We start from the raw sequence: 25,311 nt of genomic DNA, 5'->3' as shown, positions 1-25,311 counted from the left end.
GACGCGGCTCTTCAGGCAGTTTCGGGTAGGAACACCATAGGGAGGGGCGCCTGATGTCTATCTGGTCAGACATTGTCACGATCATTACCGCGACGCTCAGCGGCGATATTAATTTCAAAGTTGTTCAGGCATACCGGTCCGAGGCCGCCTGGTTCGTTTTTGGCCCTTTGACAGCGATTGGCGCTGTTCTGACGTATTTCCTTTATAAGAAAGCGCCCTGGATCGACCGCAACTTCGAACGCGCGGTTATCGTTTATACCTATATCATCATCGCTCTGATCATCTTTGTCGGTGTGATCCAGCGCTTTGTGTTTTCGTCGCAGGTGCCCTGGTCCACGACGATCCCGCCGCTCTTGTTTATGATCATGGCCTGGTACGGGTGTTCGTATAACGTCAGGCTGCGCACGCATCTCAGCTTCAATGAATTTCGCACCAAAATGGGCCGCTCGGGGCAGCTGACCTGCCTGATGCTGGACAACGTATTGTGGTTTATCTTCTGCATCATCGTCGTCACCACCACAGCGCGCGTGACCGTCAACACCTATGACAACTTCGCCATCGTGCTGGGCACGGATAATGTGATGCGCTGGTGGTTCCTTGTGACCATGCCGCTCTGCTTCATCATGATGGCGGGCCGCGTTCTGGAAAACACGATCGAGGACCTGACGAACTTCCGCACTGGTAAACCGCTTATAAATCAAGCCGTAATCGGGGGAGATGTCTGATGACCGACGGTACATGGATCACACTTATCTCGCTTGGGGTGACCTTTCTTTTCATGCTTGGCACCCCCGTTCTGCTCATCATCTTCTACTGGGTTGTAGGCTGCAGCTTTGTCCTCGATCTGACGCTGGACAATACCGGGTCCGAGATGCTCAACGTCTTCAAGGACGGCTTTGCGCTATTGGCGATGCCACTCTTTATCCTGACCGGTGACCTGATCAACAAGTCCGGGATCGCCAAACGATTGTCCGATTACGCCTATGCCTGCCTGGGCTGGCTGCGCGGCGGTCTTGCCATGGCCTCCATCGGGGCCTGCGGGCTCTTCGCCGCGATCTCAGGATCGAATTCGGCCACAACGGCGACGATCGGCTCAATGCTGCATCCGGAAATGGTTAAGGGTGGCTATGACGAACGCTTCTCCGCGGCGACTGCGGCGGCCGGTGGTACGGTCGGGATCATCATTCCGCCGTCGATCATCTTCATTGTCTACGGCTTCCTGATGAACTTGGAAGTCGGGCAGTTGTTTCTGGCCGGTATCATTCCGGGCGTGTTGATGGTTTTCGCGATGATGATGGTCTGCTTTGTCGTGTGCACGCTGAACAAATGGGGCATTCTGATCAGCATCAGCCCGGCACGGATTGTCAAAACAGCGATTGGCGCCTGGCTTGGCTTCTTTGCCATCGGGCTGGTGCTCTGGGGTATCTACACCGGTAAATTCTCACCAACCGAAGCCGCAGGCGTTACCGTTGGGTTTGGTATCATTGTCGGCCTCGTCAGCTATCCGCTGAACAAGATCATGGGATCGGATTCGACCACGCCGGTCGATCAGAAATCAATCTCCTCGATGTTCGTGGTCGAAGGGTTCACTCTGCCCGAGATCCCGTCCATCGTGGTGAGATCTGCGCAGATTACCGGTATTCTCGCGCCCCTGATCGCGGTGTCGGTCGTGATGCAGCAGATCCTGTCGCTGCTGGGTGCTCAGGAGACAATCGGTGGCTTCGTGACCAGTATGGGCGGGTATTATCCGGTGCTGTTTACGTCGATGGCAATGGTCTTTGTGGCAGGCATGATCCTTGAAAGCCTTCCCGTGACGATCATCATGGCACCGATCCTTGCGCCGATTGCTGCGTCAGTCGGTGTTGATCCGATCCACTTCTCGGTGATCTTCCTGGTTGGTGCGTCGATCGGTTTTATCACGCCACCGTATGGCCTGAATCTTTATGTCGCATCAGGCGTAACGGGTGTTCCCTATTTCCGGCTGTTGCGTTATTCGACGATGTATCTGGGTTCGCTGATCTTGGTGTGGATACTTGTTGCACTGACGCCAGAGCTAGCACTGTTCTTGTTGCCCAACAGATAGAAAGTTGCTCATGCCGCATGACGATCTGAATGCAAAAGAGGGGCAAATCCCGACGAACCTCAGATTGCTCATGATCCTCGAAGAAGTGGCGAGGGCGGGCGTGCCGGTGAAGCCGGCGGCGATCGGTAAGCTCATTGGCCTGCCCAAGCCGACGGTGCACCGCCTGTTTCAGACCGCCGAGGCCGAGGGCTTTCTTCAGCGTGATCTGGATGGCCGCGCCTATGGGCCGGGGCCTCGCCTGCGCGACCTGGCGGTCAACACCATGTCGTCGCAGCACATGCGCACCGCGCGACTGGCGATCCTAAAGGATGTGGCCGAAACGGTTGAGGAAACCTGCAACCTGGCCGCACCCGACCGCGAGGGCATGGTCTATATCGACCGGGTCGAGACCCACTGGCCGCTGCGGATCCAGTTGCCGGTCGGCACGCAGGTGCCGTTCTACTGCACCGCCAGTGGTAAGATGTATCTCTCCTCGCTGAGACCGGCACTGTTGGAAGGTTATCTTTCAGCCGGACCCTTCGAGGCCATGACGGAACGCACGATCACAGATCCCATCGCGCTGCGACGTGAGTTGGAGTTGACGCGCGAGCGTGGCTATTCAATCGACAATGAAGAATTCATGATGGGCATGACCGCCATGGCAGTGCCGATCATTGACGGGCAGGGGCGGTTGATGGCCACGCTTTCGGTGCATGTGCCTTTGCCGCGGCGCTCGCTTGAGGATTTACTGACCTCTCTGCCGGTGCTCAAAGCTGGCGCGGAAAAACTGTCCAGCCTCAGCCGCGGATAACTTATCCTGAAGATATTCCGAGAGGATCCCGGGAATACGTGGGAATACGGTTTGTTTTCTCACCTGACCTTCTGTGATACGAATCAATTCACTGAAAATCCTGATGTTTTCGAAGAATTTTGCCGAGCAGAGCGATCAATTCATCAAAAAATCAAAAAACAGCCGGGAATTTATGGGAATAATTTCTAGTTTCTCCCAGAGAAATAATATCTATATATAGTAAGTATTTTTGGTATTAACACCAATAGATGTGTTTATCGTGCGCATTTATCCACATCATCTTGTTTTTCAAGGTGTCTGAAAACAAGATGATGTGTGATTCTGGTCAATTTTTTGTTGATTTCCATGAAGTACCATGTCATTCCTATAGCCACGATGAGGACGGGAAAGACATAGGGGCAACAAAGAACCCCGAACCAAAACTCCCAAGTCAGGTTTCATACAGGCACCCGTTTTCATCGAAACTAAGGATCCGGCGCGCGGGCGAGCAGACATCCCCCCAGGTGGCGCGTGCAGCTGGACATACCCCGCATAGCGGGACGAGGGCGGCGGATTGGGCAGTGGCAGCAGCTCAATCCGCCGTTTCGTTTTTAAGAGGTTCATTGGGGGTGAAGAGAGGCAGACGGGACAGTGGTTCTCAGCTTCAGAGGCGAGTTCAACCAGAAGGTTGACGGCAAGGGTCGGATGTCGATCCCTGCCGATTTTCGCGCTGTGCTGGCCGATGGTGACCCACGTTGCCCCGATCATCCCCTGCCGCGCCTTGTGGTTCTGCACGGTCCGCATCTGAAGAACTGCCTGCACGCTTACACGATCGAGGACATGGCCGAGATCGAGGCCGGTATTCGCAGGCTCAAGCGCGGTTCGCCTGAGCGCAAGCGCGCCAGCCGCCTGATCCTCGGGAAATCCTGGGAAACCGAGATTGATAAGGACGGGCGCATCGTTTTGCCACAGCGCCTGCGCCAGCAGATTGGGCTGGAAGGCGAGGCCACGATGGCGGCGATGGGCGACTATTTCGAGATATGGAACAGCAAGACCTTCGAGGCGACCGAGGCTCCTGACACCGATGAGTGGCTTGAGGAGCAGGATGACGATTACGATCCTCTCACCCTGATCGACCTCCCAGACGAGGTCTGACGGATGGGGAGCGCTGCCGCCGATATCCCCCACATCCCCGTCCTGATCACGCCACTGATCGAAGCCTGCGCCCCGATCCGGGGTATTTGGCTTGATGGCACCTTCGGTGCTGGTGGCTATGCCCGCGCGCTGCTGGAGGCCGGGGCCGACAAGGTGATTGGTGTTGATCGCGATCCGCAGGTCTTGGAGATGGCAGCACCCCTGATGGCGCGCTATGGCGGCCAGCTGGAACTGGTTGCGGGCGTGTTCTCGAAACTCGACGAATATGCCAGCGATCTTGACGGGGTCGTGCTTGATCTCGGTGTCAGTTCGATGCAACTCGATCAGGCTGACCGCGGCTTTTCCTTTATGAAGGACGGACCGCTGGATATGAGGATGAGCCAGGAAGGCGCATCGGCCGCAGATCTGGTCAACAAGGCATCGGAACGGGTGCTGGCTGATATCCTCTATCTCTATGGTGAAGAACGTGCGAGCAGACGTATTGCGCGGGCTATTGCCAAAGCCAGAGAGCTTGCACCAATCAGAACCACGCTGCAACTCGCGGAGATTATTGAGAAATGCCTGCCGCGCGCCAAGCCGGGTCAGACCCATCCCGCCACCCGCAGCTTTCAGGCAATACGCATCGCGGTGAACGATGAATATGGCGAGTTGGTTGCGGGACTTGAGGCCGCCGAACGGGCGCTGAAACCCGGTGGGCAGTTGGCGGTGGTCACGTTCCATTCCATCGAGGACCGGATGGTCAAACGCTTTCTGCAGGCACGTTCCGATGCGGGCGGACGCGGCAGTCGCCATGCGCCGGCCACTCTGGCCAGCGAGCCTCAGTTCACGCTCAAAAGCCGAAAAGCCATCGGTCCGGATAAAAGCGAGTTGGCGGAAAACCCGCGCTCGCGCAGCGCCAAACTTCGGGTTGCAATCCGCACGGGTGCCGCACCGGGCAAGACCGACCGCAGAGCCATCGGCATGCCACAGCTCAAAGGGGAAATCTAATGCGCAGCTTTTTCTATGTGACGACAGCCCTCTCGGTGATCGGTCTGGCCTTCTGGGCCTATCACGAGAATTACGAGACCCAGGAGGCGCTGAGCCGCGCCGAGACATTGCAGCGCGACATCAGCCATGCCCGTCAACGCCTGCGCGTACTGAACGCCGAATGGGCCTATCTGAATCGCCCCGACCGGCTGCGGGATCTGGCCGAGATCAATTTCGATAAGCTGGGCCTCTTGCCGCTGCAGCCGCACCAGTTCGGCAAGATCGATCAAGTTTCCTACCCGCCAGAAGATCAGTTGCCGATCACCAACCCGGTCGACGTGATGAACATGGAGGTGCCGGAATGATCCGCACACCGCTCCGCCCTCTGGCTCGTATTCTTGACGCGCGGCAAAAGGGTGAAAATCCCGACGCGATCGAACGAGAGAATATCCGCCTGCGTCACGAGGAAATGCGCGATTGCGCCCGCACCCGCGCCGAGGGGCGCTTGCTGGTAATGGGCGCAATATTTTTCTGTGCTTTTGCCCTGATCGGCGGGCGCATGGGCGTGATGGCCAGTTCCGAGCCGACCGAGCCGCGCAGTTCGATCGCCGGCGCCAGCATCGTCGCACAACGCGCCGATATAGTTGATCGCAAGGGCCGCATCCTGGCCACGAATTTTGAAACCCATAGTCTATACGCCCAGCCACAACAGATGATCGAACCGCTGCGCGCTGCCGAAAAGCTGGCCGAAATCTTCCCAGACCTGGATCATGACCGGCTGGTCAAGGATTTCACCGGTAAGCGTAAATTCCTGTGGGTAAAGAAGAAAATCAGCCCCGAGCAGAGACAGGCAGTGCATGAGCTGGGTGAGCCGGGGTTGCTTTTTGGTCCGCGGGAGATGCGCCTTTACCCTAATGGCAAGCTCGCCGCGCATGTGATGGGCGGGGCCAGTTTTGGTCGCGAGGGTGTTCATGCCGCCGAAGTGATCGGCGTAGCGGGTGTCGAGAAATTCTTTGATGATCGCCTGCGTGATCCGGCCCGCAGCCATCAACCGCTTGAACTGTCACTTGATCTGTCGGTGCAGACCGCAACCGAGCGGGTTCTGTATGGCGGCATGAAGCTGATGAATGCCAAAGGTGCCGCTGCGGTTCTCATGGATATCGACAGCGGCGAGTTGATCGCGCTTGCCTCTTTGCCCGACTTTGACCCCAACAACCGTCCGCGTCCCCCGGTCGAGGGCAGCCCATCAGACAGTGCCCTGTTCAATCGCGCGGTGCAGGGCGTCTATGAGCTTGGCAGCACGTTCAAGATATTTACCGTCGTTCAGGCGATGGAGCTGGGTCTGGTCAACCCGTCCACCATCATCGACATCAAGGGGCCGCTGGTTTGGGGTAGACACCGGATCCGCGACTTCCACGATTACGGTAAGGAGCTGAGCGTGGACGGTGTGATTGTCAAATCCTCGAATATCGGTACGGCGCGCATCGCCCAGATGATTGGCGCGAACCGGCAGCAGGATTTCCTGCGCAGCCTGGGACTGTTCGAGCCCACACCGCTTGAGATCGTCGAGGCCAAGGGCGGCAAGCCGTTGCTGCCCCCCAAATGGTCCGAATTGTCGGCGATGACAATTTCCTACGGTCACGGTCTTTCTTCCAGCCCGCTGCATCTGGCCGCAGGGTATGCAGCGATTGCCAATGGCGGCACCCAGGTCACGCCCACGATTCTCAAGCAACCGCGCGGGCAACTAGGCAAGCGGGTCATGTCTGAGCGGTCGGCCGAAGCGGCGCGCCGGATGCTGCGTCGGGTGGTCACTGAAGGGACAGCCAGTTTTGGCGAAGTTCGCGGCTATGCGGTGGCAGGCAAGACCGGTACGGCCGACAAGCCCAAGGAACACGGCGGCGGCTATCACAAGGACAAGGTGATCGCCACTTTCGCCAGTTTCTTCCCGGCCTATGACCCCAAATACGTGCTGGTTGTCACCCTAGACGAGCCGGTCGAAACCTCGGGGCCAAAACCGCGCCGCACCGCGGGCTGGACGGCAGTGCCCGTTGCGGCCGAGATCATTCGTCGCGTCGCGCCCTTGCTGAACCTGCGTCCGGCGATTGAACCTGCCGCATTACACGATATAACTCTTACAGCGAATTGACCCGAGGATAAGGGGGCAAGGGTGGTGGGGCAGATCAAATCCGTGGCCGAGTTGGGCCTGACCGCCCAGGGCGGGCGCAAGGCGAATATCACTGGGCTTGCCGTGGACAGTCGCGAGGTCAAGGACGGCTATCTCTTCGCGGCGTTGCCGGGCACAAGGGTGCATGGCGGCGAATTCATCAAATATGCGTTGCGGATGGGTGCGGGGGCGGTGCTTACTGACGCCGAAGGCGCGCGCATCGCTTATGAAGAACTGGCGGAATCCGAAGCGGCGCTGATTGTCGCCGAAGATCCGCGCCAGACACTGGCATATGCGGCGGCGCTCTGGTTCGGAGCCCAGCCCGAGGTGATGGTCGCCGTGACCGGTACCAACGGCAAGACCTCTGTGGCCAGCTTTGCCCGCCAGATCTGGATGGAAATGGGGTTGGACGCGATCAATCTGGGAACCACCGGGGTCGAGGGTGCGTACGCCGCGCCACTGGCCCACACCACGCCCGAGCCAATTACCCTGCACCGGGTTCTGGCCGAGGCCGAGGCGGCGGGCGTAACCCATGCGGCGATGGAGGCCTCAAGCCACGGCTTGGCACAGCGGCGGCTTGACGGCGCGTCGCTTGCTGCGGCGGGCTTTACCAACTTCACCCAGGATCATCTGGACTATCACGCGGATTTTGAAGAGTATTTTGCCGCCAAGGCAGGGCTGTTTGCGCGACTGCTGCCCGAGGAAGGCACCGCAGTGATCAATATCGACGATACGCGCGGTACCGACGTGGTGGCGATCGCGCAGGCACGGAATCAGAATATCATTACGGTGGGGCGCAGCGAAGGGGCCGATCTGCATCTGGCGGACCAGCGGTTCGAGGCTACCGGCCAGCGGCTGCGCTTTTCATGGCTGGGCGAGGTGCACCAGATGCAGCTTGACCTGATCGGCGGCTTTCAGGGCGAGAACCTGCTGCTTGCCGCCGGGCTTTGTATCGGTGCCGGGGCTGATCCCGACCGCGTGTTTGAAACTCTGCCGCAGATGAAGACGGTGCGCGGGCGGATGCAACTGGCGGCCACCCGTGAAAACGGCGCGGCGATCTTTGTCGATTACGCCCACACGCCCGACGCTGTGGCGACGGCGCTCAAGGCGCTGCGCCCGCATGTGATGGGTCGCCTGATTGCTATAGTTGGTGCAGGTGGCGACCGAGACCCGGGCAAACGCCCGCTAATGGGGCAGGCGGCGGCGGAGAACGCCGATCTGGTGATCGTGACCGATGACAATCCCCGCTCGGAAGATCCCGCCAGCATCCGCGCGGCGGTGATGCAGGGCTGTCCCGAGGCCTCCAATGTCGGTGACCGGGCCGAGGCCATCCTGCGCGGCGTTGATGCGCTTGGCCCCGGTGATGCGCTGCTGATTTCTGGCAAGGGGCACGAAACCGGCCAGATTGTGGGCGATGATATCCTGCCCTTTGACGACACTGAACAGGCCAGCGTCGCCGTGGCGGCGCTGGACGGAGGGTTCGCATGAGCCTTTGGACGGCCTCCGATGCTGCCGTGGCAACGGGCGGACGGGCACAGGGCAACTGGCAGGCCGCTGGTGTTTCAATCGACACAAGGACGATAGCGCCCGGCGATCTTTTCGTGGCGCTCAAGGATGTTCGAGATGGCCATGATTTCGTGGCGCAAGCCCTGGAAAAGGGCGCTGCCGCCGCATTGGTCAGCTATATCCCCGCAGGTGTTCGTGCCGACGCGCCGCTATTGATCGTCGATGATGTTCTGGCTGCGCTTGAGAAACTGGGGCAGGCCGCGCGGGCCCGCACGGATGCCCGCGTCGTGGCCGTTACCGGCTCGGTTGGCAAGACCTCGACCAAGGAGATGCTGCGCGATGTGTTGCGTGCGCAGGGCCGGACCCATGCCGCCGAGGCCAGCTATAACAATCACTGGGGCGTGCCGCTGACGCTAGCACGGATGCCTGCGGATACCGAATATGCGGTGATCGAGATTGGCATGAACCATCCCGGCGAAATCGCACCGCTCGCCCGTATGGCCCGACCGCATGTGGCGATGATCACCACCGTTGCTGCCGCCCATCTGGAAGCATTCGAGAATATCGAGGGCATCGCCGAGGAAAAGGCCGCGATCTTCGAAGGGCTGGAACCCGGCGGCACCGCGATCATCAACGCAGATCTTCCGACCACGCCGATATTGCTTGAAAAGGCTAGAAGCCTTGGCGCAAAGATCGTGACTTTCGGCGAGGCGAGCCATGACTATACCCTCACCCGCGTCAGCCTCAGCGATGACAAGACCGTGGTGCAGGCGCAGGTGGGTGACACCGGCGTGATTTTCAAGATCAATAGTGCCGGGCGGCATTTCGCCATGAACGGGTTGGGTGTGCTTGCCGCCACCGATGCGCTCGGCGGCGACAGCGACATGGCCGCAATGGATATCTCCGGCTGGCAGCCCCCCGCCGGACGCGGCACGCGCGAAGTCGTGGCCCTTGACGAGGCTGACGAAGATCTCACTTTTGATCTGATAGACGACGCTTTCAACGCCAATCCCACCTCGATGACCGCTGCGCTTGAGGTGCTGGCCGCCGCCACCCCCAAGGACGGGATCGGGCGCGTCTCGAAGGGTCGCCGCGTTGCGATTCTGGGCGACATGCTGGAACTGGGACCGGACGAAAGAACCCTGCACAAAGACATCGCCAAACTGCCCGACATTGCCGAGTTGCATGTCATCCACTGTGTCGGACCGCGTATGCGATACCTCTGGCAGGCATTGCCACCGCCAAAGCGGGGTCGGCAGGTTGACACCGCCCGGGAATTGGCAGATCAGGCGCACCGCATCATAGACGCGGGCGATGTGGTGCTGGTCAAGGGCTCCAAGGGCAGCCGCGTCAGCCTGGTGGTCGAGGCCCTGCGCAAGGCGGGCCGGGTGATGGACGCCGAGAAAGGGGATGCATAAATGCTCTATTGGTTGACCTTGTGGTCTGATGGCGGGGATGTCTTCAACCTCTTCCGCTACATCACCTTCCGCTCAGGCGGTGCCTTCATGACCGCGCTGATCTTTGGCTTTCTCTTCGGCAAACCCCTGATCAATATGCTGCGCCGCAAGCAAGGCAAGGGTCAGCCCATTCGCGATGACGGCCCCGAAAGCCATTTCGTCAAGGCGGGCACGCCAACGATGGGTGGTCTGCTGATCGTGGGCGCGTTGTTGACCTCGACGATCCTTTGGGCGCGGCTCGATAATACCTTTGTCTGGCTGGTGCTTTTCGTCACCATGTCCTTCGGCATGATCGGCTATCTGGATGACCACGCCAAGGTTTCCAAGCAAACTGCGTCGGGCGTGCCCGGCAAGCTCCGCCTTGCCATCGGGTTCCTGATTGCAGGGATTGCCGCCTACTGGGCCACGCTGGCGCACCCCGAGGCGCTGCAATACAAGCTCGCACTGCCGGTCTTCAAGGACACGCTCCTGAACATGGGCATCTTTTTCATTCCCTTCGCGATGTTCGTGATCGTCGGTGCGGCCAATTCGGTAAACCTGACCGACGGGCTGGATGGGTTGGCAATCATGCCGGTGATGATCGCGGCGGGCGCTCTGGGAGTGATCGCTTACGCCGTGGGCCGTGTCGACTTCACCGAATATCTCGACGTGCATTACGTGCCGGGAACCGGAGAGATCATGGTCTTCGTCGCCGGCCTCTGCGGCGGCGGGCTGGGCTTTCTGTGGTACAACGCACCCCCCGCGGCAGTCTTCATGGGCGACACCGGATCACTGGCACTGGGCGGTGCGCTTGGTGCCATCGCCGTGGCCGCAAAGCACGAGATCGTGCTGGCCATCGTCGGCGGCCTATTCGTGGTCGAGGCGCTCTCGGTCATCATTCAGGTTCTCTATTTCAAACGCACCGGCAAGCGCGTCTTCCTGATGGCGCCGATCCATCACCATTACGAGAAAAAAGGCTGGGCCGAGCCGCAGATCGTCATCCGCTTCTGGATCATTGCGCTGATCCTCGCGATGATCGGTCTGGCGACACTGAAAGTGCGGTAAGCCACCAGCTCTCACGCCTAATGACCTTTACCCGCGCGATCCGCCCGGCTTGCCGGGCAGCGGCCGACCTACCCCCGGAGGGCGCTTTTGCGACGTCACAATCCGAAGATACGTTGTGGCTTCATCGACCACACCGCACGTAGCTAATGGCACACAACGCCCTCCAGGTCGGCCGCTGCCCTCGGTTGCTTCAGAAATCCGGTTCACTTTTGAGGTACGTTGGTTAGGTTATCCGAAAGGGAAGTGGTGACCATTGATTGATACGATTTGGGTTTGGGCAGTTGAAAACGCGGTAGCGATAGGGCTGATCGCAGGCGTCGTGGCAATTGTTGAGTTTTCTCTGAAACCCTTCCGCGCCTTCTTTGGCCTGTTCAAAATACCGCCAAAGCTTGACCTGTCCGAAGACACCATTGGCAAGCTCAAGGCCGATACACCCGAACACGGCCCCAGACTTACCGTCTCCGACTTCATCCGCATCCGTCGTGAACTCAAGGAAGAACTGCAAGCCGAACTGGACGATGCCGCGCAGGAAGACCGCACACAGCTTCGCGCCCGCATTGCCGAGCTGGAATCGCAGATCGCCAATCCCGAAAAAGCACTGGCCGAAGCGCAAACCCGCATCGCCGAACTTGAATCCCTGCTCGAACGCGAGGGCAACGAGATCGGCGCCGACCGCATCGCCGACGCCATCGCCGCGCTGGAAAAAGGCGACTACTCCATCGCCAAAGACCTCTTTGCCGAAATCGAGGCCCGCGCCCAGCCGGATGTCCAGCGCGCCGCCCGCGCCGCCTATGGCCAGGGCGAAGTGGCCGAGGCCGAAATCCGCTGGCACGACGCCGCCGAGCATTACCGCCGCGCCGCGCAACTTAACCCGACCTATGACAGCTTGGCCAAGGCAGGAGTATTTCTCCGGCGGGATGGTCGATACAAGGACGCGATACGATTCGAGGAAGATCTCGTGGCGTTTGCCAGACAGGAATTAGGAGATGATGATCCGAAGACGGCAACTGCGCTCAGCAACCTGGCCGAAAGCCTCAGGGGGGCAGGGGAATATGATCGCGCCGAAAAGCTATTGAATGAGGCGCTGGAGATAGACAAAGCGACGATTGGCGAGAGGCATCCGGACTATGCCACTGACGTTAATAATCTTGCGGCTGTGTTGCGGGTGCAGGGGCGCAACGCGGAAGCTGAGAAGCTTTACCGTCAGGCGTTGGAGATCGGCAAGGCAACGATTGGCGAGGGGCATCCATTCTATGCCACTTGCCTCAACAACCTCGCGCTTGCGGTGGAGGGGCAGGGGCGCCACGAGGAGGCCGAGGGACTCTACCGTCAGGCGCTTGAGATCGACAAGGCGACGATTGGCGAGGGACATCCGAACTATGCGATCGACCTCAACAACCTCGCGGGTGTGGTGGAGACGCAGGGGCGCTACGAGGAGGCCGAGAGGCTTTACCGTCAGGCGCTGGAGATATTCGAAAAGTCGCTGGGGCCCGAACATCCTAACACGATTGGTACGCGCAGCAATCTGGATGAGCTGCGTGCAAAGAAAAGCGACAACGTCGATCTCTGACACTCTCGCCGACAAATTCTTAACAAGACCCTGCGCGCGGCCCGTTAACCGCCGGGATTACCGTAGTTTGTGAGGCCAAAAGCCATTCCAAAGCCATACATGGGCCAGCCATGGAATTTGCCCGCCAATCCCCTGTTAACTAAGGCTGCGACCCGGCTCAGCCCCGATTTACGCCCGATCCACCGTGCGGTGGATTTACCATTTTCCCCCTCTGGCTTTCGTCACTCTGATCGGATAGCGATTGGGGGGTGATTAAGGATCGGGAAGGGGCCAGATGATACCGGTCAGGGGGTTTGAAACAAAGAACGTGGCGGTGCTCGGTCTGGGCCGCTCGGGGCTCAGTGCCGCACGGGCGCTAAAGGCTGGTGGCGCGCATCCGGTTTGTTGGGATGATCATCCCGAGATTTGTGATAAGGTCGAGTCGGAAGGTTTTGAAATCAGGGATTTTTCCCGCGATGGCGCCTTTGTCGACATAGCCAGTCTGATCGTCAGTCCCGGAATCCCGCATCTTTACCCCGCGCCCAACCGTATCGTTGCAGCTGCCCTTGCCGCTGGCGTACCGGTGGACAATGATATCGGCCTTTTTTTCCGCTCTCTCGGCAATGGCGACTGGCATCAGATGGACCAGCCGCCCAAGGTGATTGCGGTCACCGGCAGCAACGGCAAGTCCACCACCTCGGCGCTTATTCATCATATACTCGAAAACGCGGGAAAATCCGCGCAGCTGGCCGGCAATATCGGACGCGGCGTGCTGGATATCGATCCGCCTGCAGATGGCGGTGTGGTGGTGCTTGAACTCAGCAGCTACCAGACCGAGCTTGCCCGCGCGCTGACCCCGGATATCGCTGTTTTCACGAACTTTTCTGCTGATCACCTGGATCGGCATGGCGGCTTGGGCGGATATTTCGCAGCCAAGCGCAGGCTCTTTGCTGAAGGCGGGCCCGACCGGGCCGTGATCGGTGTGGATGAGGCCGAAGGAGCCTTTCTTGCCGGGCAGCTCTCGGAAGGGCCGGGCGATGACAGGGTGATCCGTATCTCTGTCGAGGGTAAGCTTACAGGTCCCGGGTGGTCGGTCTTTGCCCGCAAGGGGTTTCTTGCGGAATATCGCAAAGGCCGTCAGGCCGGGTCGATAGATATGAGGCAGATCAAAGGGTTGCCGGGCGCTCATAATCATCAAAATGCCTGTGCCGCCTACGCCGCTTGCCGAACCCTGGGCCTGTCCCCGAAGGTGATTGAGGCTGGTTTCAACAGTTTCGACGGGTTGCCGCACCGTAGTCAGGTCATCGCCGAAAGAGATGGCGTCAGTTTCGTTAATGATAGCAAAGCCACCAATGTCGACAGTGCGTTGAAGGCGCTGCAGGCCTTCAGGAACATTCGCTGGATCTGTGGCGGACTGGAGAAAGACGGTGGTTTATCGGGACTGAAACCGGGCCTCGGCAACGTAATCAAGGCCTATGTGATCGGTCGCGAGGCGGCGGGATTTGCCCTGCAGCTCGATGGTGTCGATTGCGAAGTCTGCACGACAATGGACCGTGCTGTTGAACGCGCGATGGCCGAGGCGCGCGAGGGCGAAAGCGTTCTGCTTGCGCCAGCCGCCGCCAGCTTTGATCAGTATGACAGTTTCGAAAAGCGCGGTGACGATTTCATTGCGCAGGTCAGCCGGCGACTATAAGCACTGAATATGCACTTGCAGTGCCTCCAGATGGGCGTCGACCAGTGCCGTTTCGTCAGGCGTTAGACGACAGTGGCGCGGATAACGCGGGACTGCACGATCATTGATGACGGGCGCCTCCCATCCATCGGTCGTGGCAAAGAACCGTGCGGCGCCTTCGGGACCAAACTCACGCAAATAGCCCTGCACGACAACGTCAATATAGCTGAGCAGAAGCGTATGATCCGGCCCCGAGGCCGCGTGATGATCCCCGGGCACCGCATAGACCGCAATGTCGGGCTCGTGATGCAGGTCGTGGGTGATCTGATGAGTGGCGGGCACGCGTTCGTAGGCGCGCTCGCGGTAATCCAGCGCCTCCCAGTCTGCATCCGGCACCGGCGCGATCAGACCATCAATGGCACTGTCCGGGTCAGGAATGACTGTCAGATAGGCAACCTCGCGCAGGGTCGTGTATCGCCAGATGCGCCGCCAGCCGCTAAGCCGCGCGGTTCGCGCCCCATTGAAACCGTGTGTGTCGCGGTTCACGAGGCTGCCATAGCCAAAGAAATATGCATGTGGATTAGATGTTATCTGCCTGTCCTTTGATCTGGGTCAAGTGCGTCATGCCTTTTTGCAGGCAGGATGGTCCAAGATCAAGCACAGGGATTTGGCGCCGATGCGGATAACCAAAAGGTCAAACATCGCCATTCGGGTGCTGATGTTCTGCGGCGTGCATCGGGATCGGTTGGTGACCAAAGCCGAAATTGCGGCGCGCTGCAATACGTCTGAAAGCCATCTGGCGCAGGTGATCAACCAGTTGTCACAGCTTGGTTTTCTCGAAACATCGCGAGGCCGCAATGGCGGTATCCGGCTGGGGCGATCCATGCCCCGGATCGTGATAGGCGATGTGTTTCGCATCATGGAATCTTCGGCGACACTGGCAGAATGCTTCGCCGATGTCGACAATACCTGCCCGCTGGTCGATGCCTGCAAGCTGCGCCCGGCGCTCGCCGATGCGGTCGAGGCGTTTTATGCGCGACTGGATCAGGTGACATTGGAGGAATTGGTCTGCGATAACGCGCCGCTGATCGACGTATTGGGCCCGGTAGGGTGCAGGCAAACCCAGGAAGCATAACTGGCGCGACCTGACCAGAAAATGCCGTTAGTGCTGCCGATTGCAGAACGGGCGTTGTCTGCAACGGACAATCTCTTGATGGTGATCAGGGAAGCAGCGCCAGATTTTTCACGGGAAGTATTGGGGTTGATAGCGGCTGACGCTGCGGGCACGGTAACGCTGTGAATACGATTTGTAGCTCTGGTCTTTTCTGCAGAAAGGAAACCGACAGGATGCTTTGCCGTATCGGTGACGTTGAAATCTGGAGAATCCTCGAAATTCATGCCCCGTTTCTGACGCCTGAGGAACTTTACCCCAATGCACCGTCAGATGTGCGGGCAATCGTCGAAGCGTGTGTTCCCGGCGGATTGTGTCCAGAGACGGGCCGGCTGATCCTGCCGATACAGGGGTTTCTGTTGAAGACACCCACCCATGTCATTCTGGTCGATAGCTGCGTCGGCAACAACAAATCCGTGCCCGGTATGCCAAGTTGGCACAGGCGGTCGGATGGGCGCTTCATGGCGGCACTTACGGCAGCGGGGGTAGGGCCCGAGGATGTGGATTACGTGCTCTGCACCCATCTGCACACCGATCATGTCGGGTGGAATACACGGCTGGAGAATGGGCATTGGGTACCGACCTTCCCCAAGGCGCGTTACCTGATGCCCGCTGCTGATGAGGAGGTGTATCGCGACCACGAGGGCATGATGTATACCGAAAGCGTTTTGCCGGTGATCGCGGCGGGGCAGGCGGACCTGGTGAGCGCGGGGCACATGCTGGGTGATCACCTGACGCTGATCCCGACGCCGGGCCATACGCCGGGTCATGTCTCGGTTCTGATCCGAAGCAGTGGGCGCGAGGCGGTAATCACCGGTGACGCACTGCATTCCACGGTACAGTGTCGGCATCCCGATTGGCATTTCAAGTATGACGCCGACGCAGTGCACGCCGTGCAGTCGCGCCGCGCCTTGCTGGAGAACGCATCCGAACGGCAGTGCGCCGTGTTGGGCAGCCATTTCGCCTTGCCTTCAATTGGCCGGGTACGCGTTAAAGGAGATGCGTTTGATTGGGGGGCAGGCTGAAATCATTTCCGATTTCGTGCCCGCCGCCCCTTTTCTTTTCCACAGCCCTCGGTACCTGTCCTCGGCTTAGAGCCGCGGTACATGCTGTTCAGGCCTGTTCAGGACACGTCCTTGTAGCTGATTTCCTTCTCGTCCTGACCTGTCTTGCCGCGACGTACCAGCAGGCGGTTGAGCGCATTCACATAGGCCTTGGCCGAGGCCACCACCGTGTCGGTATCGGCGGATTGGCCGGTGGCGATGTTGCCGTCCTCTTCAAGCCGCACCGAGACTGTGGCCTGGGCATCCGTGCCTTCGGTCACGGCGTGCACCTGGTAAAGCGACAGGCGCGCACTGTTCGGATGCAGCTCACGTACCGCTTTGAACGTGGCGTCGACCGGGCCGTCGCCGGATTGTTTCGCGACTTTCTCGATACCGTCGATTGCCATCACCAAATCGGCATCGGCCGGGCCGCCGGTGCCGCAGCTAACGCGCAGGGACTTAATGACAAGCCGGTCGTTGGCGGCATCTTCCCCGACGCTGACCAAAGCCACGAGGTCTTCGTCAAAAACCTCCTTCTTGCGATCTGCCAGTTCCTTGAAACGCACGAAGACGTCGTTCAGCTGATTATCCGCCAGTTCATATCCCAGATCTTTCAGTTTCGAGCGCAGCGCTGCACGGCCGGAATGTTTGCCCATGACGATATTGGTTTCGCTCAGGCCAACATCCTCAGGGCGCATGATCTCGAACGTCTCGGCGTTTTTCAGCATGCCGTCCTGATGGATGCCAGATTCATGCGCGAAGGCGTTCTTGCCGACAATGGCCTTGTTCGGCTGGACCTGAAAGCCACTGACGGTCGAGACGCGGCGGCTGAGATGCATGATTTTGGTAGTGTCGATACCGGTGTGATACGGCATGATGTCGCTGCGGACCTTCATAGCCATCACCACCTCTTCCAGCGCGGTATTACCCGCGCGTTCACCCAGCCCGTTGATTGTGCATTCGATCTGCCGCGCGCCGCCAGCCACGGCAGCAAGGGAGTTGGCCGTCGCCATGCCCAGATCATTGTGACAATGGGTGGCAAACACCACCTCGTCCGCGCCGGGAACCTCGGCAATCAGGCGGCGGATCAGATCAGCGGATTCGACGGGGGCCGTATAGCCCACCGTGTCGGGAATGTTGATTGTGGCGGCACCTGCCTTGATCGCGATCTCGACCACCCGGCAGAGGTAATCCCACTCGGTCCGGGTGGCATCCATCGGCGACCATTGCACGTTGTCGCAATAGTTACGGGCGTGTGTCACCGTGTCATGGATGCGGTCGGCCATTTCATCCTGGGTCAGGTTCGGGATGGCGCGGTGCAGGGGCGAGGTGCCGATGAAGGTGTGGATGCGCGGACGGGCGGCATGTTGCACCGCTTCCCAACAACGGTCAATATCCTTGAGGTTCGCCCGCGAAAGGCCGCAAATTACAGCATTTTTTGTGTTCTTGGCGATCTCGCTCACGGCATTGAAATCGCCCTCGGACGCGATCGGAAAACCGGCCTCGATGATATCAACGCCCATCTCGTCCAGCAGTCCGGCGATTTCCAGCTTCTCGTCATGGGTCATGGTTGCGCCGGGGGATTGTTCGCCGTCACGCAATGTGGTGTCGAAGATCACCACCCGGTCTTTGCTATCAGTGCTCATGTCGTCTGTTCCTGTTCAGATATGGTCCTTGGCGGCAGCGGGTCGGTCGCTGTCACCGGAATTGGGTTCGCCTTTGGGTTCGATTAGCAGCACCTTGGCCTCACGTTCTGCGCGGGGTCTGTGTACGACCCCTTGCGGTACAACGACCAGTTCACCGGGGCCGAAACTCACGCTTTCGGCGCCCTCATAATCCATCGTGACTGCGCCGTCGATCACCAGAAAGAAGTCATCGGTGGTGTCATGCTTGTGGAAGGGGAATTCGCCCTGAAACTTGACGACCATCACGTCGTTATCGTTGTAGCTGGCCACCACTTTGGGGTCCCAATGGGTGCCAAAAAGCGCGAGCTTCTCTGCGATATTGATTTTCTGCATGTTGATTTTCCTAAGCGAGCGTTAAGGCGCGAAATGGCACATCCTCTGAGCGGTCGCGCCGGGATGGCACGCTCAGAGGCGGCTCAGGAGTAGTAGGGCAGCACCAAGCGCGCCGGAAATGCGGCGAGCGGCGGTGGTGGTGATATGCCCTTTGGTCATCATGGCAGACATGATAAGCCCGCTTGCAGCGAAATGAAAGACCGTTTTGCATTGATCCATGACGCAACTGTTCTAGGTCTGGGATGTGAAAGAAGCATTGATCATCGGTGCATCGGGCGGAATCGGGTCGGCCATCGCCGCGTCACTGGACGCGCGCGGCGTGGCGGTGACGCCGCTGTCACGGTCGGGTGACAGGCTGGACGTGACGGATGAAGCCTCGGTCGAAGCCGCGCTTGGTCGGCTTGAAGGACCGTTTGATCTGATTTTCGTGGCGTCGGGCGCGTTGGAGATCGCAGGGGCAGAGCCGGAAAAGACCTTGCAGGCGGTCAGTGCGCGATCCATGGCAGATCAGTTCGCGGTCAACTGCATCGGGCCATCGCTGGTGCTTAAACATGGCGTTCGTCTTTTGCCGCGCAAGGGCAGGGCGGTTTTTGCCGCTTTGTCGGCGCGGGTGGGATCCATCGGGGATAACCGGTTGGGCGGCTGGTATTCCTATCGGACCGCCAAGGCCGCGCTTAATCAGATGATCCACACAGCAGCGATCGAACTGGAGCGCACGCACAAGGATCTGATCTGTGTCTGCCTGCATCCGGGCACGGTGGCGACCGATTTCACCGCGAAATACGCTGGCCGGCACAAGACTGTTCCACCCGAGGAGGCGGTGCAAAACCTGCTGACCGTGATTGACGGGCTGGAGATGCAGGATAACGGGTTGTTTTTTGATTGGGCGGGCAAGCAGGTTAGGTGGTAGCACCCCCACCTCTTTTTCTGATGAAACCCGGCGCTGCGGTGTCTTTCAAAACTCCGGAAACTCAGGCTATTCGGTCGTCTCCGATCCGCCCTCTTCGGTCAAGGCGCCATCCTGCCACTCGCCGCTGGTTTCGTCGCCGGTGGCATAGCGCATGGTGCCTTGCCCCTGACGTTTGCCGCGTTTGAACATGCCCTCATAGACGTCGCCATTGAGATAGGTCGCGATGCCGTGCCCGCTGATCTCGCCATTCTGCCATTCGCCTTCGTATTTGAACCCGTCCGGCATGGTGATCGCACCCTGACCGTGGCGCTTGTTTTCCTGAAACTGTCCCTCGTAAACAGTACCGTCCACATACGTGGCGACACCCTCGCCGTGACGCTTGCCGTCGGCCCATTCCCCTTCGTAGCGATAGCCGTCGGCATATGTCATGACGCCCTGCCCATGATTCTTGGCATTCTTGAATTCACCTTCATAGATCAGCCCGTTGGGAAAGGTGTTGCGGCCTTTGCCCTCAATTACGCCGTCGACCCAGCTTCCTTCGTAGGTTGAGCCGTCAGCATAAGTGATCTTGCCATTGCCATGCGCCAGACCATCGCGAAAATCGCCCACGTAGACCGATCCGTCGCGGTAAACGATCTTCCCCTGACCAGAGATGGTTCCTGCCACCCATGAGCCTTCATAGATGTAACCGTCTGAGCCTTTATAGGTTCCCAGGCCATCGCGCAGATCGTCCAGAAACTCGCCCTCGTAGGTATCGCCATTAGCATAGGTTACCCGACCCTGACCTTCGCGCCGTCCGGCCACAAGCGTTCCTTCGTAGACATCGCCATTGGGCTGTGTGAGCTTGCCGATGCCGTTGATCTGGCCGTTTTTCCAACTGCCCTCGTAGACCATACCGTCGGACATGGTCACCTTGCCTTGGCCTTCGCGCGCGCCGCGGGCCACATCTCCTTCATAGACGGAACCGTCGGGATAAGTGATCTTGCCCTTGCCGTCCTTGACCGCGTTCACCCAATCTCCGTCATAGATATAGCCGCCGGGGCTGGTCATGACGCCGCGCCCGTGATGCATGGCGTTACGAAAACCACCCTCGTAGCGCACACCATTGGCATAAAGTGCGACACCCTGACCGGTAATCTTGCCGTCTTCCCATTGACCCTCGTAGGTGCCGCCGTCGCTGAATACGATGATCCCGATCCCATGAGGCTTGCCCTTGGAAAATTCACCCTCGTAGACCGACCCGTTGGGAAAGCGCGCCGTGCCCTTCCCCTTAATCTCGCCTTCAACCCAGTCGCCGGAATACTCATAGCCATTCGGCAGGGTGTAGGTGCCGGTCCCGTGCTGAAGGCCGTTCTTGAACGTGCCCTCGTAGATGCCACCATCGTCATATTGCTTGGTGCGCACCTCGCCGTCCTGCGCGTTGAGTGTGGTGGCCCCGACCAATGCGGCGCCAATAAAAACAGTGGTTGTCAGTGAAAACTTCATCTCTGCCCCGAATACCCCATCCCGCCAGTACTGTGCGAGTGGGGGAAATCTAGTGGACCCGCCGCAGGCTGACAACGGCTTTCGGGCAAATCGGCTTTCCCTTGCTACCCGATCTGTTAAATCTTGCAGAGAATTCAATCATGAGGCTTGGCACATGGCCGACAGGTTTCGCCTGACACTGGCGCAGATGAACCCCACGGTGGGCGATTTGGAAGGCAATGCCGCGCTGGCGCGCAGGGCGTGGGAGGCGGGCCGGCAGGCGGGTGCCAATCTGGTGGCGCTGCCTGAGATGTTCATCACCGGCTATAATACGCAAGATCTGGTGATGAAACCGGCCTTTCATCAGGCTGCCATCGCCAAACTGGAAGAGTTGGCAAAAGACTGCGCTGACGGTCCTGCCCTGGCGATTGGTGGTCCGGCGCTTGAGGGGGCAGGGCTATACAACGGCTATTACATCTTGAAAAATGGACGTACTTCGGCGCGGGTGCTGAAACACCATCTGCCCAATGAAACCGTCTTTGACGAGGTGCGCATCTATGATGCCGCCGACGTGGGTGGGCCTTACGTGGTTGACGACGTGCGCGTGGGCAGCCCGATCTGCGAGGATAGCTGGCACGAGGATGTGTCCGAGACCCTGGCCGAAACCGGTGCCGAGTTCCTGTTGGTGCCCAACGGTTCGCCCTATTATCGCAACAAGATGGAGGTCCGGCAGAACCTGATGGTGGCCCGTGTGGTCGAAACCGGGTTACCGCTGATTTACCTGAACCTCGTGGGCGGACAGGATGACCAGGTATTCGACGGGGGGACCTTTGTCTTGAACCCGGGTGGCGAACTTGCCCTGCAAATGCCGGTCTTTGAAGAGGCGATCGCCCATCTCGACCTGGTGCGCGATGGGCCTGGCTGGCGTGCCGTGCCGGGCGAGTTGGCGCATCTGCCGGATGCCTATGAGCAGGATTATAACGCCATGGTTCTGGCCCTGCGTGACTACATGCGCAAGACCGGGTTCAGACAGGTGCTGCTGGGGCTGTCGGGCGGTATCGACTCGGCCATTGTTGCGACGATTGCTGTTGATGCCCTGGGTCCGGAAAATGTGCGCTGCGTGATGCTGCCGTCGGAATATACCAGCCAATCCTCGCTGGACGATGCCCGGGAGGTCGCAGAAAACCTTGGCTGTCGTTATGATTTCGTGCCGATTTCCGAGGCGCGGGGCGCGATCACAAATACACTCGCGCCGCTTTTTGAGGGCACCGAGCCTGGCCTGACCGAGGAAAATATCCAGTCACGGTTGCGCGGTTTGTTGTTGATGGCGCTTTCCAACAAGTTCGGCGAGATGCTGTTGACGACCGGCAACAAGTCCGAGGTCGCGGTGGGATATGCCACGATCTATGGGGACATGGCGGGCGGCTACAACCCGATCAAGGACATGTACAAGACCCGGGTTTTTGACACCTGCCGCTGGCGTAACGCCAACCACCGCGACTGGATGATGGGCCCTGAAGGCGAGGTGATCCCGCCCAACGTGATCGAGAAACCACCCTCGGCCGAGTTGCGAGAAGATCAGAAAGACAGTGATTCACTACCCGATTACCCGGTGCTCGATGGCATTCTGGAAATTCTGGTGGATCAGGATGGCTCGATCGCCGATTGCGTGACGGCAGGATATGACCGGGCTGATGCGAAAAAGGTTGAACATCTGCTTTATATCAGCGAATACAAGCGCTTCCAGTCGGCGCCGGGCACGCGGTTGAGCAAGCGGGCGTTCTGGCTGGATCGTCGTTATCCGATCGTGAACCGGTTTCGGGATGAAAGCTGAAGCTACGCGTGCCGCGAGGTGGCGACGGTAACGCAGTTCCTGCCATCGTCCTTTGACCGGTAAAGTGCTTCGTCCGCCGCGCTCAACAGATCCTGCGGCAACGGGCCATGATCGGGGAAGGCGGCAACCCCGACCGATATCGTCACGCGCGGCAGGGCACCTGACCCATAGCGCACCTGAATGTCTTCCACGGCGGCCCGCAGCGCCTCGCCGGCCTGGGTGGCTTCCGACAAGGTGGCGCCGGGCAGCAGAACCGTAAACTCCTCACCCCCGAACCGACAGGGAACCTGCCCCTCGCCGAACTTGTCATACATGCACTCGGCGATGGCCCGCAGGACCATGTCGCCGGCGTCATGCCCGTGATTGTCGTTGAACGCCTTGAAGCGGTCAGCATCAAAGGAAAGGAGAGCAAAGGTGCTATCCTTGCGCTGAGCCATTGCAAGCTCGGTCCGCAACGCTTCGAGGAAGTATCGGCGATTATAGAGCCCGGTCAGCGGGTCACGGGTGGATTGATCGTGCAACTCGTCCCGCAAGCGCACATTGGCGATGGCGAGGCTGATATGTTCGCCGCATTGAACTGCGAAATGCTGCGCGTCATTCATGGATTTCCGGTCGGCGGCCTGATCGAATCTGACATGCAGCAGGCCGACCGTATCGCCATGGGCCACGATGGGAATGCACAGATAGTCCCGTGCGTCCGACCCACCAGCTTGTTCCTTCACATGATGACATGAGAAGGCAATGCGCTGCATGTCATAACGATAATGGCGACCCCGCCGCAGCGCCCAACAACTGTCGGGCGCGATATGGTCGTGAAGCCCCGAGGTGCCCCAATCGCAGACACCATCCAGCACGTCGCGGGAATTGGAATAGAGATACAGTTCACCGATGGATCCAGGGAGTAGTTTTGAGATGAATGTGACAACGATTTCAAAGAGTTCTTCGAGACTCTTGCAGCACTGAAGCCATTCATCCAACTCCGCGAGAAGCGTGGCCTCCTCCTGGCGCGCCTGAGTTTCCTGCAGGGCGTTCAGCGCCTGTGTTTCAGCGGTTTCCGCGCGTTGCTTGGCCTCGGCCAGGTCGGCGGCGGCCCGGCGGGACTGACTGACATCGGTGAACGTCACCACGTGTCCGCCATCGGGTAGCGGCCGCGCGTTGGTCGCAACAACACGACCCGAGGGCAGGGTGCGGTCGAATTCAAACGGCGCGCCGGAGGCAAAATGCGCTTCGACCTGATCCACGCGTTCCTGCGAAAGCTCGCCCCGCGCGACGGCGGCTTTCAGAAAATTCCGGCGCCGACGCCCCGGATAAAGCTCATCCCTGCCGATTTCCATGACCGCAAATACGCGATCATTATGCATGATGCAGCGCTCATCAGCCGACCACACCAGAACACCCTGTTCCATTGAATTCAGGATATTCATCGCCAGTTCGGAATCGAGAAGCGGCGACTGTATGTCAGCGCTGACATTCTGCAATGCGTTACCGTCGGCCAAAATCGAACCCCAGATTACTTCCCGGGGGCAATTTAGGGCTATTTGATTGCCAAGTGGTGAACGCGTTCAGAGCGAGAGCTGATAGCTTTCCGGCACGTAGTGGTAACTGTCGCCATGTTTGTCGACATATCCCACGGCGGGCCACGGCATGTGGTATCCAACAAAGGGGATGCGGTCGGTACTCAGCATGTCGAGCAGTTTTCTTCTGGTTGTGGCTGCGGCCGCTTTATCCATGTCGAACTTGACCTCCCAGTCGGGGTGGGCGAGAGACCAGACATAATGATTGGCGAAATCCGCAGCGATCAGAAGCATTTGTCCATCGCTTTCGATCATATAGGTCATATGACCCGGAGTATGGCCGAACGATTCGACCGCAGTGATGCCCGAGATAATGCTGGCGTCCGGAGCAAGCATTGTGGTCTTGTCGGCCAACGGTTTCATGTTACTGTCGAATTTCTGGCTCTCCATGCCAGCCCAAGCGTCAAATTCGACCGCGCCAGTCACGTAGCGTGCATTGGGGAAAGTGGCGCTACCTTCATGTATCAAGCCGCCAATGTGATCGCCGTGCATATGGGTGATCACTACGATATCGATCTGGTCGGGCGCATACCCCGCCGCGCCGAGCGCGGCCGTGATGTCGCCACTGCTTTGACCTGTGTCGAAAAGCACCAGCTCAGCGCCGCTATTGACCACGGTAGGCGTGAAGAAAAATTGCGACTTGTCGGTCGGCAGCTTCGCCTTTTCCGAGGCGTCTGCGAAGTCTTCGGCGCTGACATTCAAACCGAAGATGTTATGCGGGTCGGGCACGGAAAGGCTGTTGGAAAGCAGTGTGGTAACCTCAAACTCGCCCAGCATGAAGCGGTTGAACCTGGTGGTGGCAGGCCCCAGCATGGGGGCTTTGGCCCGGGCCGTTTGCGCAAGGCCTATGAGGGGCAGTGCGGCGGCGGATGCGATAAGGCTGCGGCGGGTCAGGTCGAGGTTGGTCATCATGGCCTCCTTGCTGATTCTGG

The 25,311-nt window shown here is 59.2% G+C and carries 23 protein-coding genes; 17 read left to right on the top strand and 6 right to left on the bottom strand.

Annotated features, from left to right (window positions below; all coding sequences use genetic code 11):
* The first annotated feature begins 53 nt into the window (after positions 1-53).
* From LC334_RS01235 to murD, 12 genes are all read left to right on the top strand, one after another.
* Positions 54-725: a TRAP transporter small permease gene (locus LC334_RS01235; RefSeq protein WP_085798408.1), complete on the top strand. Its 672-nt coding sequence runs from the start codon at positions 54-56 to the stop codon at positions 723-725.
* The gene (locus tag LC334_RS01230; RefSeq protein ID WP_085798407.1) at positions 725-2,083 is read left to right on the top strand and encodes a TRAP transporter large permease; all 1,359 of its coding nucleotides are present in this window, start codon (positions 725-727) and stop codon (positions 2,081-2,083) included. Before LC334_RS01235 ends, LC334_RS01230 begins: the two co-directional genes overlap by 1 nt.
* 10 nt (positions 2,084-2,093) lie before the next feature.
* Positions 2,094-2,873 (top strand): IclR family transcriptional regulator, encoded by a 780-nt coding sequence (locus LC334_RS01225; protein WP_085798406.1) that lies wholly within the window; start codon positions 2,094-2,096, stop codon positions 2,871-2,873.
* A 630-nt stretch (positions 2,874-3,503) separates the two neighbouring features.
* Positions 3,504-4,007, top strand: a complete 504-nt coding sequence (locus LC334_RS23175) for a division/cell wall cluster transcriptional repressor MraZ (RefSeq protein ID WP_085798405.1) — start codon at positions 3,504-3,506, stop codon at positions 4,005-4,007.
* Positions 4,008-4,010: 3 nt separating this feature from the next.
* Positions 4,011-4,994, top strand: a complete 984-nt coding sequence (gene rsmH / locus LC334_RS01215; RefSeq protein ID WP_085798404.1) for a 16S rRNA (cytosine(1402)-N(4))-methyltransferase RsmH — start codon at positions 4,011-4,013, stop codon at positions 4,992-4,994.
* Positions 4,994-5,338 (top strand): cell division protein FtsL, encoded by a 345-nt coding sequence (gene ftsL, locus LC334_RS01210; protein WP_085798403.1) that lies wholly within the window; start codon positions 4,994-4,996, stop codon positions 5,336-5,338. The genes rsmH and ftsL overlap by 1 nt, the downstream gene beginning before the upstream one ends.
* Positions 5,335-7,119: a peptidoglycan D,D-transpeptidase FtsI family protein gene (locus tag LC334_RS01205; RefSeq protein WP_085798402.1), complete on the top strand. Its 1,785-nt coding sequence runs from the start codon at positions 5,335-5,337 to the stop codon at positions 7,117-7,119. Before ftsL ends, LC334_RS01205 begins: the two co-directional genes overlap by 4 nt.
* A 21-nt stretch (positions 7,120-7,140) precedes the next feature.
* Positions 7,141-8,625 carry a UDP-N-acetylmuramoyl-L-alanyl-D-glutamate--2,6-diaminopimelate ligase gene (locus LC334_RS01200; RefSeq protein ID WP_223412838.1) on the top strand — a complete coding sequence of 495 codons (1,485 nt, stop codon included), beginning with the start codon at positions 7,141-7,143 and terminating at the stop codon, positions 8,623-8,625.
* Positions 8,622-10,061: a UDP-N-acetylmuramoyl-tripeptide--D-alanyl-D-alanine ligase gene (locus LC334_RS01195; protein ID WP_085798401.1), complete on the top strand. Its 1,440-nt coding sequence runs from the start codon at positions 8,622-8,624 to the stop codon at positions 10,059-10,061. Before LC334_RS01200 ends, LC334_RS01195 begins: the two co-directional genes overlap by 4 nt.
* Positions 10,062-11,144: a phospho-N-acetylmuramoyl-pentapeptide-transferase gene (gene mraY, locus LC334_RS01190; RefSeq protein WP_085798400.1), complete on the top strand. Its 1,083-nt coding sequence runs from the start codon at positions 10,062-10,064 to the stop codon at positions 11,142-11,144.
* A gap of 253 nt (positions 11,145-11,397) precedes the next feature.
* On the top strand, positions 11,398-12,714 hold the full coding sequence (locus tag LC334_RS01185; RefSeq protein WP_085798399.1) for a tetratricopeptide repeat protein: 1,317 nt from the start codon (positions 11,398-11,400) through the stop codon (positions 12,712-12,714).
* 274 nt (positions 12,715-12,988) lie between these two features.
* Positions 12,989-14,386 (top strand): UDP-N-acetylmuramoyl-L-alanine--D-glutamate ligase, encoded by a 1,398-nt coding sequence (gene murD / locus LC334_RS01180; protein ID WP_085798398.1) that lies wholly within the window; start codon positions 12,989-12,991, stop codon positions 14,384-14,386.
* Here the strand turns inward: murD and LC334_RS01175 are convergent.
* Positions 14,381-14,911, bottom strand: coding sequence for a gamma-glutamylcyclotransferase (locus LC334_RS01175; protein WP_244900021.1), 531 nt, complete (start codon positions 14,909-14,911; stop codon positions 14,381-14,383). The genes murD and LC334_RS01175 overlap by 6 nt on opposite strands.
* Before the next feature lie 130 nt (positions 14,912-15,041).
* Between LC334_RS01175 and LC334_RS01170 the strand changes: the two genes are divergently transcribed.
* The 3 genes from LC334_RS01170 to LC334_RS01160 are packed head-to-tail and all read left to right on the top strand — an operon-like array spanning position 15,042 to position 16,561.
* Entirely contained in the window at positions 15,042-15,500 is a 459-nt protein-coding gene (locus LC334_RS01170) for an RrF2 family transcriptional regulator (protein WP_085798767.1), read from the top strand.
* Positions 15,501-15,521: 21 nt separating this feature from the next.
* Entirely contained in the window at positions 15,522-15,665 is a 144-nt protein-coding gene (locus LC334_RS01165; protein ID WP_223412837.1) for a hypothetical protein, read from the top strand.
* A gap of 47 nt (positions 15,666-15,712) precedes the next feature.
* On the top strand, positions 15,713-16,561 hold the full coding sequence (locus LC334_RS01160; protein ID WP_085798396.1) for an MBL fold metallo-hydrolase: 849 nt from the start codon (positions 15,713-15,715) through the stop codon (positions 16,559-16,561).
* A gap of 98 nt (positions 16,562-16,659) precedes the next feature.
* On the opposite strand, the gene LC334_RS01155 is transcribed toward LC334_RS01160, so the two are convergent.
* The gene (locus LC334_RS01155; RefSeq protein WP_085798395.1) at positions 16,660-18,225 is read right to left on the bottom strand and encodes a 2-isopropylmalate synthase; all 1,566 of its coding nucleotides are present in this window, start codon (positions 18,223-18,225) and stop codon (positions 16,660-16,662) included.
* Positions 18,226-18,240: 15 nt separating this feature from the next.
* Positions 18,241-18,597 carry a cupin domain-containing protein gene (locus LC334_RS01150; RefSeq protein WP_085798394.1) on the bottom strand — a complete coding sequence of 119 codons (357 nt, stop codon included), beginning with the start codon at positions 18,595-18,597 and terminating at the stop codon, positions 18,241-18,243.
* A 244-nt stretch (positions 18,598-18,841) separates the two neighbouring features.
* Between LC334_RS01150 and LC334_RS01145 the strand changes: the two genes are divergently transcribed.
* Positions 18,842-19,507, top strand: a complete 666-nt coding sequence (locus tag LC334_RS01145) for an SDR family NAD(P)-dependent oxidoreductase (protein ID WP_085798393.1) — start codon at positions 18,842-18,844, stop codon at positions 19,505-19,507.
* Between the two features lie 66 nt (positions 19,508-19,573).
* Here LC334_RS01145 and LC334_RS01140 read toward each other — a convergent pair whose 3' ends face one another.
* On the bottom strand, positions 19,574-20,992 hold the full coding sequence (locus LC334_RS01140; protein WP_085798392.1) for an MORN repeat-containing protein: 1,419 nt from the start codon (positions 20,990-20,992) through the stop codon (positions 19,574-19,576).
* A 154-nt stretch (positions 20,993-21,146) separates the two neighbouring features.
* On the opposite strand from LC334_RS01140, the gene LC334_RS01135 reads away from it, so the two are divergent.
* Positions 21,147-22,805, top strand: a complete 1,659-nt coding sequence (locus tag LC334_RS01135) for an NAD+ synthase (RefSeq protein WP_085798391.1) — start codon at positions 21,147-21,149, stop codon at positions 22,803-22,805.
* A 2-nt stretch (positions 22,806-22,807) separates the two neighbouring features.
* On the opposite strand, the gene LC334_RS01130 is transcribed toward LC334_RS01135, so the two are convergent.
* The gene (locus tag LC334_RS01130) at positions 22,808-24,301 is read right to left on the bottom strand and encodes a diguanylate cyclase (RefSeq protein WP_223412836.1); all 1,494 of its coding nucleotides are present in this window, start codon (positions 24,299-24,301) and stop codon (positions 22,808-22,810) included.
* A gap of 66 nt (positions 24,302-24,367) precedes the next feature.
* Positions 24,368-25,291 carry an MBL fold metallo-hydrolase gene (locus LC334_RS01125; protein ID WP_442475976.1) on the bottom strand — a complete coding sequence of 308 codons (924 nt, stop codon included), beginning with the start codon at positions 25,289-25,291 and terminating at the stop codon, positions 24,368-24,370.
* Positions 25,292-25,311: the final 20 nt, after the last annotated feature.

Source organism: Roseovarius aestuarii, assembly GCF_019966515.1.
Taxonomy (GTDB): domain Bacteria; phylum Pseudomonadota; class Alphaproteobacteria; order Rhodobacterales; family Rhodobacteraceae; genus Roseovarius; species Roseovarius aestuarii.
This window is presented reverse-complemented; position numbering and strand designations above follow the sequence as displayed.